11 protein-coding genes are annotated in these 13,932 nt (G+C 27.0%); all 11 read left to right on the top strand.

The annotated features are described in order from the left end of the window. The first annotated feature begins 101 nt into the window (after positions 1–101). Positions 102–1,547 carry an NAD(P)/FAD-dependent oxidoreductase gene (locus BM027_RS03975; RefSeq protein WP_090088967.1) on the top strand — a complete coding sequence of 482 codons (1,446 nt, stop codon included), beginning with the start codon at positions 102–104 and terminating at the stop codon, positions 1,545–1,547. A 287-nt stretch (positions 1,548–1,834) separates the two neighbouring features. Further along, positions 1,835–2,791 (top strand): DUF2232 domain-containing protein, encoded by a 957-nt coding sequence (locus BM027_RS03970; protein ID WP_090088965.1) that lies wholly within the window; start codon positions 1,835–1,837, stop codon positions 2,789–2,791. Positions 2,792–2,957: 166 nt separating this feature from the next. After that, entirely contained in the window at positions 2,958–3,554 is a 597-nt protein-coding gene (locus tag BM027_RS03965; RefSeq protein ID WP_175559934.1) for a CHAP domain-containing protein, read from the top strand. Positions 3,555–4,038: 484 nt separating this feature from the next. Further along, complete coding sequence (locus BM027_RS03960; RefSeq protein WP_242943277.1) at positions 4,039–4,740, top strand: response regulator transcription factor; 702 nt, start codon at positions 4,039–4,041, stop codon at positions 4,738–4,740. Beyond that, positions 4,727–6,142, top strand: a complete 1,416-nt coding sequence (locus BM027_RS03955; protein WP_090088961.1) for a HAMP domain-containing sensor histidine kinase — start codon at positions 4,727–4,729, stop codon at positions 6,140–6,142. Before BM027_RS03960 ends, BM027_RS03955 begins: the two co-directional genes overlap by 14 nt. 344 nt (positions 6,143–6,486) lie before the next feature. Beyond that, positions 6,487–7,137, top strand: a complete 651-nt coding sequence (locus tag BM027_RS03950) for an N-acetylmuramoyl-L-alanine amidase family protein (protein ID WP_090088959.1) — start codon at positions 6,487–6,489, stop codon at positions 7,135–7,137. 269 nt (positions 7,138–7,406) lie between these two features. Next, entirely contained in the window at positions 7,407–8,096 is a 690-nt protein-coding gene (locus tag BM027_RS03945; protein ID WP_090088957.1) for a lantibiotic protection ABC transporter ATP-binding protein, read from the top strand. Positions 8,097–8,113: 17 nt separating this feature from the next. Continuing rightward, positions 8,114–8,848, top strand: a complete 735-nt coding sequence (locus BM027_RS03940) for a lantibiotic immunity ABC transporter MutE/EpiE family permease subunit (RefSeq protein ID WP_090088955.1) — start codon at positions 8,114–8,116, stop codon at positions 8,846–8,848. 3 nt (positions 8,849–8,851) lie between these two features. Beyond that, the gene (locus BM027_RS03935; RefSeq protein ID WP_090088953.1) at positions 8,852–9,646 is read left to right on the top strand and encodes a lantibiotic immunity ABC transporter MutG family permease subunit; all 795 of its coding nucleotides are present in this window, start codon (positions 8,852–8,854) and stop codon (positions 9,644–9,646) included. 329 nt (positions 9,647–9,975) lie between these two features. Further along, positions 9,976–11,298: an NCS2 family permease gene (locus BM027_RS03930; protein WP_090088951.1), complete on the top strand. Its 1,323-nt coding sequence runs from the start codon at positions 9,976–9,978 to the stop codon at positions 11,296–11,298. Positions 11,299–11,727: 429 nt separating this feature from the next. After that, the gene (locus tag BM027_RS03925; RefSeq protein WP_090088949.1) at positions 11,728–13,533 is read left to right on the top strand and encodes a thiol-activated cytolysin family protein; all 1,806 of its coding nucleotides are present in this window, start codon (positions 11,728–11,730) and stop codon (positions 13,531–13,533) included. Positions 13,534–13,932: the final 399 nt, after the last annotated feature.

Here is a 13,932-nt window from a genome sequence, read left to right as displayed (position 1 = left end):
CAACTAATAAATAATATTAAAAGATATTAATTATTAATTATATCTAGTTTAAATTTAAAACATAACCAAATTTAAAATATTGAAATTAAGAGGGTGAAATTATGTATGATGTTAGTATTATAGGAGCTGGAGTAGTTGGAGCCGCCATTGCTAGAGAATTATCAAAATATAATTTGAAAATATGTCTTATAGAAAAGGAGGAAGATGTTGCAACAGGAGCCTCAAAGGCAAATAGTGGTATTGTTCATGGTGGATATGTAGCTAAATATGGAAGCTTAAAGGGCGAGTTATGTATAAAAGGAAACAGCATGTACAGTCAACTTGAAAAAGAGCTTAACTTTGGATATAGAAATCCAGGTGCATTAGTAATAGGGTTTGATGAAGAAGATGAAAAAAGAATAAAAGGATTATATGAAAATGGTTCTAAAGTAGGGTGTAATGATTTAGAGATAATATATGGAGATAAAATAAAGGAATTAGAACCTCATATAAATAAAGATGTTAAAGTTGCATTATATGCTAAAAGTGTTGGAGTAGTTTCTCCTTATGAGATGACTATAGCACTTACTGAAAATGCAATAGAAAATGGAGTAGATTTAAAATTAGAGACAAAGGTATTAGGTATAGAGAAAAAAGATGAAACTTTTAAAATAAATACTAATAATGGACAAATAGATAGCAAGTATATTGTAAATGCTGCTGGACTATATAGTGATAAAATAGCTAATATGGTAGGAGTAGATAATTTTAATATATTACCCAAAAGAGGACAATATGTACTATCTACAAAAGATCAGGGTTATCTTGTAAATAGAGTTATATTTCAAGTTCCTACAGAAAAAGGCAAGGGGATATTAGTTACTACTACTTATCACGGAAATTTTATGATAGGACCTGATGCTGAAGAGATAGATAATAAAGAAGATATAGGAACAGATAAGGAAAGTATTGAATATATAATAGAGACAGCTAGAAAATCAATACCAGATTTTGATGTAAGAAAAGCTTTAACTACTTTTGCAGGTATAAGAGCAGTTAGTAGTACAGGAGATTTTGTAATAGAAGAAAGTAAGGTTAAGGGATTTATAAATGCAGCAGGTATAGATTCACCAGGTGTTACATCTTCACCAGCTATAGCAGAGAAAATAGTTGAAATTATTAAAGAAGTAGGATTAAAATTAATTAAAAATGAAAAATTTAATCCTTATAGAAAACCTATAATTATTAAAAAGGAAAAGTCTTTTAATGGAAAGATAGATGATGAAGATCCAAATAAAAACATAATATGTAGATGCGAAAGTGTAACAGAATCAGAAATAATAGATGCAATGCACAGGGGAATCCCTATAAAATCTACAGATGCCATAAAAAGACGTACAAGGGCAGGTATGGGATTTTGCCAAGGTAATTTCTGCAGACCAAGAGTAAAAGAGATAATATCAAGGGAGATGAATATTCCTATAGAAGAAGTTACAGTGAGGGGTAAAGATGCAGGAGAATCTCCTAAAAGAGTAAATATTAATCTTATTAGAAAATGTAATAAATAAAAGATAAGAAGAATGACTAGTTATTTATTTGAAGATGCCTAAATAAGAATGAAAAAGTAATAAGAAATAGAATGTGAAAGTTAAGTTAATAAGCCAATCAAGATATTTAGAGGATATCTTGATTGGCTTTTTTATATAATAAAGGTGTATAAGTAGAATATTTATTTATGAGTTTATTTTAATTATAATATTATTTAAGATATAATATAAAGTTGATTTAAATATAGGTTAAGGGTAAAATGACACTATTACTCTTTTAGAAGATAAGAAAGAATGTGGTGATATATTTGGAAATTAAGAAAATGACAGAAGCAGCAATGCTTTCAGCCGCTTTTGTGGTAATAAGCATTCTTGCAATAGGGACGGGACTCGGCTATGCAGGATATTTAGATGTTGGAGTTCCTGTAATTATTGTATTGATATACTTAAGATGTGGATTTAAATATACACTTCTTTCGGGATTAACATCTCTTTTATTAGTAGTTATTACCGTAGGAGACATGGCTTCAGCCATTTGCATGAGTCAAGGTATGATATTAGGTATTGCATGTGGAATTCTTATTCCTAGAAAACAAACTATTTACGATGATTTATTTTACGGATCAATTTTTGCATGCTTTGTAATGGTTATTGTAGATATAAATTTCTCAACATTAATAGGATATAGTTTTATTAGCGAGTGTCAAGGATACTTATCATATGTTTCATTTCTAAGTGACTCTGGAAAACAAGGTTTATATTATTTGCTAATTGGGTCATTGCCTATTGGAACAATGTTTATAACATATTTTCTTAGTATACTATTAGGAAAGAGATTTAAATTATTAAATGATTCAGCAAAGAAGAAATATCTTGTTATAACTAGATTTAAAAATTATGGTGCATATATGTCTTGTTCTAAAAAAACTATGAATATAGGAATAGCTTATATAATTATAATAAGTATAATTGAAATGAAAGATTTTTTAACTTCATATTTATACATTGATATACTACTTAATTCAATAAAATATATAATGTTATTCTTTGTAATTCAAGATTGTTATACTATCATCAATAGATTTATGTATTCATTAACAAAATCCAGAATAGTACTCTTGTTTACACAAATGGGAAGTTTATATATGCTTATTAATTTCTTTAAATTAACAAGCATAGCTATGATATTATTTAATTTGATAATAGAGAAGTTATTAAATGTTAGAAGCACACAAATTGAATTTCTAGATAGGCACTTAACTTAAATCCCTGTCCACGAGCTTTATACTACAATATCAGCACTCACTTAAAACACAGCCTAAATTAAAATTAAAACAAGAATTGTTATATTTAAAATAAACTGTATAATTATATATGGTCAATCTTATTATGGTAATAAGATTATATATTGAAATATTGAGGTGCTAATATTTGAAAAAGTTATATAAGAAATTAATTTGTGTTTTTATCATTATGTTATTTATAGCTGGAGTAGCTTTTGTTTCATACAATGTCCATGAAAGAATTGTTGATGAAAGAAATGGTATAGGTAAAGTACTAGATAGTTACAAAGGTGTAGATGTTTATTATAATGGTGAGAACTATGGTAAGAATCATGGAAAAAGTTATAGTAAAGATGGTTATTATTATGGTTATAAATGGCAGTGCGTTGAATATATAAAAAGATTTTATTATGAAGTTAAGGGGCATAAAATGCCTAATGTTTACGGTAATGCTAAAGATTTCTTTGATGAAGATATTGAGAATGGTCATTTAAATGAAAAAAGAGGATTAGTTCAATATAAAAATGGAGAAGATGAAAAGCCTAAAGTAGATGACCTTTTAGTATTTACAGATACTACATATGGACATGTAGTGATAATTTCAGAAGTAGGCGATAATTATATAGAAGTAATTCAACAAAATATGGGGGAATCATCACGAGATATATTTGATTTAGAATGTAAAAATGGTAAATATTATATTGGTGGAAAAAGAGAGCCAGCTGGGTGGCTTCGCAAAGAATAAAAGTATATATAGTGGAAGACTATTTCTTCCACTACTAAGCTTAAGAAGATATATTATAGTGTTATAATATATCTTTTTTTATGTGTAATTTAATATATAGATTAAGATATAATTATATACAAGATTTTATTGATATAAGTTCTAATTAAGATTCTACAATTAATTTATAATACGGTAATGAAATATATGTAGTATATTTAATAGAACATATAGATAATAATAAAATAAGTATTGTTGATAATCTTTAATCTAAAAATAATAAAAACATTATAAAAAAATTAGAATTCACTTGTAAAATAATAAATGTAACATTAATAAAAGAGTTGTTTTAGATTGATTAATAGTTATTATAATCAAGACAACTTTTTTTATTTATAAAATTTTTTCATGTGCTTAGTGAACAGAAAAAGCAATGCAAAGATATATAATATGTAAATTGTATTATAATAAAAATAAATATAAAAATTTTATAGGGGCGATGATTGTGCAAAAAAATAAGAGACTTTTGATTATTGACGATAATGAAGATATTTGTATAACAATCAAAAGTTATTTGGAAAATTATAATTATGATGTTGATACAGCTGAAAATCAACAAAAAGCATTAAATATTATAAATGAAGGATTTGATTTAATTTTATTAGATATAATGATGCCAGATATGGACGGCATAAAATTTTGTGGCATTATTAGAGATAAAATATCATGTCCTATAATTTTTGTTAGTGCTAAAACTTTAGAGGAAGATAAAGTTGAAGCGCTTTCAGTAGGCGGAGATGATTATATAACTAAACCTTTTAGTTTAAAAGAATTAAAAGCAAGAATAGAATCTCATTTAAGAAGAGAAGAAAGGATAAAAAACAAAAAAGTTTATATATTAAGTTCTGAAAATATAGTAATTGATGTTTTAGCAAATGAGGTATTGTGTAAAGGAGAAAAACTTAAATTAACTAAAAAAGAGTACAAGCTTATAAAGTTTTTAATGATTAATAAAAATATAGTATTTTCAAAGGAAAAGATTCTTAATAGTGTATGGGGACTAGATTCAGAGAGTTATTTAGAAACTGTTACAGAAAGTATTAAAAATATTAGAAAAAAAATTAGAACTATAGATAAATATAAATCTTATATAAGTACAGTTTATGGACTAGGATATAAGTGGGAAGTGAAAGATGAGGAAGAGTAAAACTATAAAAAGAGATTTTTATAATTTAGTTATAAAAATATTTGTATATACAGTTATTTCAACTATAGTCACATATGGAATTTTAATAATGACTATGTCATTAAGGAATAGTAAACCAACAGATTATTATGTAAAATATATTAATCAAATAGCTGAAGAAGTTAAAAAAAATGGAGATAGTATTTTAAATGGGAATTTGATAAATATTAAAAAATATAATGAAGAGCTTCAGGGGGAAGTTATAGATTTATCTGGAAATCATTTATATGGTGAAAATGGAGTAAAAAATGATAAGTTTGATATATTAATTTCTATAAATCAAGAGAAATATGATAATAATTATATTTATAGATATATAGGGATAACACAAAATAATTCAATAAAAGCTATATATGTAATCAAAGCCCCATTTGACTATATAATTAATAATTATAAAACAAACATGGGAGCAACACTTATATACATATTATTTATGATTTTACCTATAATATATTTTCTATTATATTTATTTATATTTACCTCTAAATTATATAAGTCTATGTCAAAAAATATAAATATATTATTAGGTGGAGTTCAAAAAATATCAGATGGAGATTATGATTTTTATATTGATGGGGTTGAAGGAAGAGAGTTTAATAAAATTCAAGAATCATTTAATACTATGGTAAAAGTACTTAGAGGTAATATTGAAGATTTATCCACATTGGATGAAGAACGCAGAATGATGGTTTCGTCTATTGCACATGATATAAGAACTCCAATAACAGTTATTAAAGGACAAATTGAGATAATAGATGATTTAAAAGATAAGCCTAATTATAAAATGGATGATAATATGAAGATAATAAATAAAAATTGTGATAGAATGACGACTTTAACTGATAATTTATCTTTATTTTATAAAGTAGAGGGAGAAAATTTTTTATTGAAAAATGAAAAAGTGGATTTAGAAAAGCTACTTAAAGATAAACAAATAGAAATAAGAAGCATGGCTGAAAAAAAGAATGTAGAAATTGAATTTAAAATAAATTTAAAGAAACAAAAATATGTTTTGGATGAGAATATGTTATTCAGAGTATTAGATAATGTACTATATAATAGTTTGAGATTCACACAAAAAGGAAAGATAACTCTGGAAGCATATGATGACGTTTATGACATGAACAAAATCAATTTTAAATGCAGTGATACGGGAACTGGATTTAAGCAAAAAGATACATCTAAATTATTTAAAGCATTTTATCAAGATGAAGATTATAAAAATCACTTTGGATTAGGTCTTTATATATCACAAAAAATTATTAATAATTATAATGGAAAAATAGAGGCATATGATAATCAATTTGGTGGAGCTACAATTGAATTTTATATAAAAGAGTTAGAAGAATATTTTATATCTTAGGCATATGAAATAAAATAACGAGTTAGGCACGTGAAAGAAAATAACAAGTCAATGATGTAACGTATGTTTTTCGTTAGACAAGGAGGTATGTTTGACTCATAGTTGGCTACGAGGTGAACATGCCGACGAAGTCTGATGGAAATATACTTGAATGCTGACTTGTTATTTTTTTGAATTTGCCTTAAATATACTAGTATACTGACTCTTTATTTTTTTAAATATGCCTTAATACATAGGTTATTTTATAATTTGATTAAATAAATAGTTTGTAATTAAAGATTTTTCGACAACATACGATAAATGTAATACACAATAAAATATAATAATAATGGGAGCGTGGAAAAATGACAACTAAATTAATCAAAAGAATAATGGCTTTAGCAATTACAACAATCACGGTTATAGGGATGCCAACAATAGGTGCTTCAGCAAACTGGAGACAAAATAATAATGGTTGGTGGAATTTAAAAGGAAATGGTTACTCAGTTGGTTGGGAACGAATTGCAAATAATTGGTTTTATTTTAACCAAGATGGATATATGAAAACTGGTTGGATTAAAGATAGAGACAAGTGGTATTTCCTAAATCAAGATGGAGATATGAAAACTGGTTGGGTTAAAGATGGGGACAAGTGGTATTTCTTAAATCAAGATGGATACATGAAAACTGGTTGGATTAAAGATGGAGACAAGTGGTATTTCTTAAATCAAAACGGAGATATGGCACATGATATAATCATTGATGGTTATAAACTAAGTTCAGATGGTACGTGGACAATTAATGATTTAAACACTATAAGTACAACAAGTGCAGCGGTAGTGGTTCCGATTGATAATATTAATCCTACAAGTACTACGAGTGCAGCTGTAATGGTACCAATTGATAATATTAATAATGCAGACTGTTATTTAGACAAATATAATAAGAAACTTTATGAACAAGCTCAAAGAATACAAAGACAAGCACATAGAAATTGGCAATTTTTTTGGAGATAAAAAGTATTAAAGACTTAGAATTGCTTTCTAGGTCTCCTTTATTCTGCGGTTTGATAATAAGTCGCTAATTAGTAGTGTTTCGCAAAAAACTATGTAAGCATCAAATAACCCCCACCTTTATTTAAAGATGGGGGTTATTTGATGCTTATTAAGAATTTGTATTCAATATTATCAATGTTTTTTGAACGATATATTATTTTTCTTTTAATTATAAAAACATTAGATTGGTTTGTTACTATGTTTACATAAAGAGATGGAGGAGAGAAATAATGAGTGAATATTTTTTAGAAACAAGAAATTTAACAAAGAAATTTAGAAAACAAGTGGCAGTAAATTCTATTAATTTAAGGGTTAGAAGAGGAAGTATTTATGGATTTTTAGGACCCAATGGAGCCGGTAAGTCAACTACATTAAAGATGATTACGGGACTTTTATATCCAACTGATGGAGAGATACTTATTGATGGACATAAGTGGAGCAGAAGAGATCTTAAAGATATAGGTGTACTTATAGAATCACCAGCATTTTATGGTAACTTGGCAGCAAGAGAAAATTTAAAGGTTCATACATCACTATTAAGTTTACCAGATAGTAGAATAGAAGAAGTTCTAAATGTCGTAGATTTGAAAGATACAGGAAAGAAAAAATCAGCGGAGTTTTCATTAGGAATGAAACAAAGACTTGGAATTGCAATAGCACTTTTAAATAATCCTAAATTTCTTATATTAGATGAACCAACTAATGGTCTTGATCCACTTGGAATACAGGAATTGAGAGATTTAATTAAATCATTGAAAAATCAAGGAATGACAATTATTTTATCAAGTCATATTTTACATGAAGTTGAGCAAATAGCTGAAGATATAGGAATTATATATAAGGGACAGCTAAGGTATCAAAATAAAATTAATAAAGATCAAGACTTGGAAAAATTATTTATGGAAGTTATATCTAAATAAGAGGGGGAAAATTTGCAATGCTTAATATGTTGCGATCAGAAAATTTAAAGTATAAAAGAACTTTTGCTAAAATGCTTGCTTTCATTGCACCAATGTATGTATTAGTATGTTCACTTTTTATGAGTGTGTATTTTTTCACAAATACAATTAATTGGTGGGAAGTATCATTTATGCCATTTATAATATGTCTTATATGTGCACTTTCAGCAATTAGGGAAAAGAAATCGGGAAACTATAGAACTCTAAAATCTAAAGATGTAAATTTGAAAAAAATGTGGATTAGTAAAATTATAGTTATAGGCTATTATACATTTATAGCATCGTTAATGATTCTAATAAATTTTTTAATAGTAAAACTAATTTTTAATAATAAGGTTACTGATTCAATTTATATTAACAAACTTATTATTGCAGTTTTTATTATTTGGCTTACAACACTTATATTAATTCCAATATGTTTATTTGTAGCAGAAAAGTTTGGAACTTTTTTGGCAATATTAGTAAATTGTATAGGCAGTGTAGTAGGATTATTTATTGTAACAGGGAAAAAATGGTATTTATGTCCATGGAATATTAGCAATAGACTTATGTGCCCTATTTTAAATTTAAATCCTAATGGAATGTTATTGGAAAGTGGAGATCCATTATTAGATTCTTCAGTAATATCAATTGGTATTATTGTGTCAATTGTAGGCTTAATAATACTATCAGTATTAACAAGTTTATGGTTTGCTAAAAGGGAGGCTAGTTAGAGTATGTATTTAATAAGAGCTATGAGATCAGATTGGATAAAAACTAAAAAAACTGCATTTAGGTATATAGTAATCTTAGTTCCAATATTATTTCCATTATTAGTACTAACATATATATCAAATTATAAGTTAGATTATACATTTCAAATAAGAGTATATAGTCTTTATTTTGAGACAGTTGGTATAGCAATAACAATGATTGCAGCAATTTTAACAGGAATTAATATTATGGGGGAAGAAAGTGCAGGGGAATTTAGAGGATTAAGAACTAGTCCAATATCAAGAACAACTATATATTTAAGTAAATTGCTTATGTTAATTTTGATAACTGTAATTGATATGTTTGTAGCAATAGGAATATTGTTATTAGGTATGAAATTTAGTTATCACGGAGCAAATATTCAATATGGAATGTTCTTAGAAGGAACATTGTTTACAACAATAGGAGCATTATTTTTATATGGTTTATATTTAATTATAAGTATAAATTTTGGAATAGGACCAACAATGGTAATAGGAACAGGGGGAACTTTATGGGCAGTATTATTTCAAACAGGTATGGGCGATCGTATGTGGCAGTTTGTACCTTGGGCTTGGTCAGGAAGGCTTGGAACATTACCAATTGCTATGTTGTCAGGATTTACAAAGTTTCACAACATGGATGACAATTTTGTAAAAAATTTATATATAACAGAAATGTATAAAGGAATGCCAATTGCACTTATATCTTTTGTAGTAATATCTGTTATTGGAGTACTATGGTTTAAAAGATGGGAAGGAAGAAAAATTCATCAATAATATTACCTAGGTGTTATAAAAAATAATCTATAATAAAAAAATTAATAAGATTATATGATAAATAGGTAGATTTTTAAGCTTCGTAGTGTGTCAAAACCCCATCTGAAACCAAGAATTCTGTTTATTTGAATAATTTAAAAGTTTAAGATTTAGTTACAATTAGCACGAACTTTAACTGTACAAAAATCTTATTAAAGTTCGTGTTAATACTACAAAAACTAAAAGATAAAGCCCATATACGCCCAAAATATCCATAAAGTATTGCAATATGTCGGAAAATACCGTATTATAGTTCAGGTGGAAAAATCGATTTACGAAAGAGTGGTTTAATGAAAAATTTATTTAAAAAGGACGGAAAGTTAGATAATTATTTCGGACTTACAAAAAACAACACAAATATTAAAACAGAAAGTGTTGCGGGGATTACTACGTTTATGACTATGGCGTACATATTAATAGTAAATCCATCTATATTAGCAGCAGCAGGTATGGATCCAGCAGCGGTATTTACAGCTACAGCTTTATCAGCATTAGTTGCAACTTTAGTTATGGGTTTATATGCTAAATTGCCATTTGCTCAAGCACCTGGTATGGGATTAAATGCATTCTTTGCATTTACAATAGTTATTAGAATGGGATATTCATATCAATTTGCTTTAACAGCAGTATTTTTAGAAGGTATTATATTTATTTTATTGACTTTATTTGATGTTCGTGAAGCTATTGTTGATTCAATACCAAAAAATATTAAAAAAGCAATTTCAGTAGGTATTGGTTTGCTTATTTCATTAATAGGACTTGAAGGGGCTGGTATTGTAGTTCACCCTGAAGATAATTCAACAATCCTTGCACTTGGAAATATAACACATGGAACAGCGCTACTTGCAATAATTGGAATTTTTATCACGGGTATTCTTTTAGCTAAAAACATTAAAGGTGCATTATTTCTAGGGATGATTGTTACTGCTATAATAGGAATTCCTTTAGGAATCACACCAATGCCTACTAGTATTATGAGTACACCGCCATCAATTAGTTCAGTTTTATTTAAATTTGAGTGGCATAATATATTATCTGTAGACATGGCAGTAGCTTTATTTACACTATTATTTATGGACATGTTTGATACTATAGGAACCTTAGTTGGAGTAACTACTAAGGCAAAAATGTTAGATAAAGATGGTAAGGTTCCAAACATAAAGAAAGCTCTTTTTGCAGATGCTATAGGAACTACATTTGGAGCATGTGTTGGTACTAGTACAGTAAGTACATTTGTTGAAAGTGCATCAGGAGTTGCAGAAGGTGGTAGAACAGGGCTAACAGCAGTATTTACTGCAATAATGTTTGGATTATCATTATTCTTTGCACCTATATTTGCATCAATTACTCCAGCAGTTACTTGCTCAGCACTAGTATTAGTTGGACTGTTTATGATTGAGCCAATAAAGGAAATAGATATTTCAGATTTTACAGAGGCTATACCAGCATTCTTAACTATAATTATGATGCCTTTAGCTTATAGTATATCAGATGGTATTGTATTTGGAGTTATTTCATATATAATATTAAAGCTATTCTCAGGAAAAACAAAAGATATTACTATTCCTACAGTAATAGTAGGAATAGTATTCTTATTGAAATTCTTAATATAAGATACATAATAAGGTACATAAAAAATAAAATATTAGATTAGAAAAGTTTTTAAAGAATCTAAATGATTTAGATATAGGACAGTAGATAGTTTTGTGTAAATCACAAAACTATCTACTGTTTTTTGATTTATCTATGTGTCTATTCTACTTGTAATATTGCTTAATATTGAAAATCGTTATCTCATAGTGTATAATTTGCTTAAATTAGTAGATTATTCAAGAATTTTATTGTTTTAAGGCTATATTTTAAAATAATGTTGATATTGTAATAAGGATTAAGATTTATTTTTAAAGTTTCTAAATCACATTCTACAGTCCATAAGATATATCAACATTTAACTAAAATATAGCCTATTTTAAAATATACAATTTTTGATTTGTAAAAATAAAGTTACTTGAATGTCTTAAAATTTAAGGGGGGTAATACAAATGAAAACTACTAAGAAGGTTTTAATATCATTAGCACGAGGATTATTAGCTGTTATGCTTATAAATGGTTTAACATACAATTATAACTATAATGCAAAAAATAATAGTTCTGAAAATAAAGTTGTGCTGGCAAGTGTAAAAAATGAAAATAAGAACTTGACAGACGAATCCACAAGTGAAGGTATAGCTACTAAAGGAAGTGTAGTAGAAGATTTATCTAAAAAAGAAGATAGTGGATTAGTAAAAGCCAATAATATAGAAGAAGACTTATTAACTAGCAATAGTGGACAATCTATAAAACCAAGTATAGAGAATCAACCTATTGTAACAAGCAAAGATAATAACTCAATAATAACAACAAATAATAACGAACTTATAAAAAGCAATCCAATTAAAAATAATAGTGATGATATAGATGAAAATATTTATGGACTATCTTATAATTCAAATAAAATATTATCATATAATGGAGAAGAAATTGAAAATTTTATACCAGCTGAAGGTTTTGAAAATCCCAATAAATATATTGTAGTAAAACGAGAAAAGAAAAAAATTTCGGATTCGACTGCAGATATTTCAATTATGGATTCAATAAATGACAGAACTTATCCTGGTGCGGTACAACTTGCAAACAAAAATCTTATAGAAAATAAACCTGACATAATTGCATGCGAAAGAAAACCAATTACTATAAGTGTTGATTTACCTGGTATGAGTGATGATGGTAAAAAAGTTGTTAATTCACCTACATATTCTTCAGTTAATTCTTCAATAAATTCTTTACTGGAAACATGGAATTCAAAATATTCATCTAGATATACTATCCCTACAAGAATGAATTATTCTGACACTATGGTGTATAGTAAATCACAAGTATCTACAATGTTTGGATGCAATTTTAAAGTTTTAAGTAAGTCATTAAATATAGATTTTGATTCTATATTTAAAGGTGAAAAAAAGGTTATGATTGTTGCATACAAACAAATTTTTTATACAGTAAATGTAGATGCACCTGATCGTCCATCAGATTTATTTGGTGATAGCGTAACTTTTGATAAATTAGCTTTAAAAGGGGTAAATAATGATAATCCTCCTGCGTATGTTTCTAATGTTGCATATGGTAGAACAATTTATGTGAAACTTGAAACAAACTCTAAGAGTGCAAATGTTAAAGCAGCATTTAAGGCATTAATAGATAACCAAGACATAAGTAGTAATGCAGAATATCAAGATATACTAGATCAAAGTTCATTTACCGCTACTGTTCTAGGCGGAGGAGCACAAGAACATAATAAAGTAATTACTAAAGATTTTGATCAAATAAGAAATGTTATTACAAATAATTCAGTATATAGTCCACAAAATCCAGGATATCCCATTTCATATACGAGTACATTTTTAAAAGATAATAGTATAGCATGTATAAACAATAAAACAGAATATATAGAAACAACTGCAACAGAATATACTAATGGTAAAATAGTACTTGATCATAGTGGAGCATATGTTGCTCAATTTGAAGTGACATGGGATGAAGTTAGTTATGATAAAGAGGGAAATGAAATAGTCGAACATAAATCTTGGTCAGGAAACGATAGTGATAGAACGGCTCATTTTAATACTGAGATATATTTAAAAGGAAATTCGAAAAATATTTGTGTGAAAATAAAAGAATGCACAGGACTTGCATGGGAATGGTGGAGAACTGTTGTAGATGCTAAAAATATACCACTAGTAAAAGAGAGAACTTTTTCAGTATGGGGTACAACATTATATCCTAAAAAATCAATTGAACCTGAAATTTAAAATATATATTCATTAAAAAATATATTAACAATTATTTAGATATATGGTTATGTTTTAAGTCAATGTTGATATTTTAATATAAAGTGATTAGTAATTATAATCATAATATAAAAAGACATAATAATAAATTAGAAGAAGAACTTTTGCTAAAGAGAGGGTGTAAATATTTTTGTGTATTCTGATTTTCTTCTTAGAAATAATGTATAACTTAAGTATTTAAACTAATCTTTAATTTTGTCTAATAATGTATATATATAGTGATTGAATTATTTATCCTTTACGTATATTATCTCCAATTAGTGGTAATAATATACCTAGGCAAAATAACTTTTAAGGAACTTTAATTTTAGGAATATCCTAATTTAAAGTTCTTTTTCTTGTGATGTTTTATTAAGTATA

Origin of the sequence: Clostridium uliginosum (genome assembly GCF_900112485.1) — a bacterium.
GTDB classification, from domain to species: Bacteria; Bacillota; Clostridia; order Clostridiales; family Clostridiaceae; genus Clostridium; species Clostridium uliginosum.
This window is presented reverse-complemented; position numbering and strand designations above follow the sequence as displayed.

Coding starts and splice junctions, on each gene's coding strand:
- BM027_RS03975 (WP_090088967.1), top strand. CDS start 102: ATGTATGATGTTAGTATTATAGGAGCTGGAGTAGTTGGAGCCGCCATT.
- BM027_RS03955 (WP_090088961.1), top strand. CDS start 4,727: ATGAGGAAGAGTAAAACTATAAAAAGAGATTTTTATAATTTAGTTATA.
- BM027_RS03950 (WP_090088959.1), top strand. CDS start 6,487: ATGACAACTAAATTAATCAAAAGAATAATGGCTTTAGCAATTACAACA.
- BM027_RS03945 (WP_090088957.1), top strand. CDS start 7,407: ATGAGTGAATATTTTTTAGAAACAAGAAATTTAACAAAGAAATTTAGA.
- BM027_RS03940 (WP_090088955.1), top strand. CDS start 8,114: ATGCTTAATATGTTGCGATCAGAAAATTTAAAGTATAAAAGAACTTTT.
- BM027_RS03935 (WP_090088953.1), top strand. CDS start 8,852: ATGTATTTAATAAGAGCTATGAGATCAGATTGGATAAAAACTAAAAAA.
- BM027_RS03930 (WP_090088951.1), top strand. CDS start 9,976: ATGAAAAATTTATTTAAAAAGGACGGAAAGTTAGATAATTATTTCGGA.
- BM027_RS03925 (WP_090088949.1), top strand. CDS start 11,728: ATGAAAACTACTAAGAAGGTTTTAATATCATTAGCACGAGGATTATTA.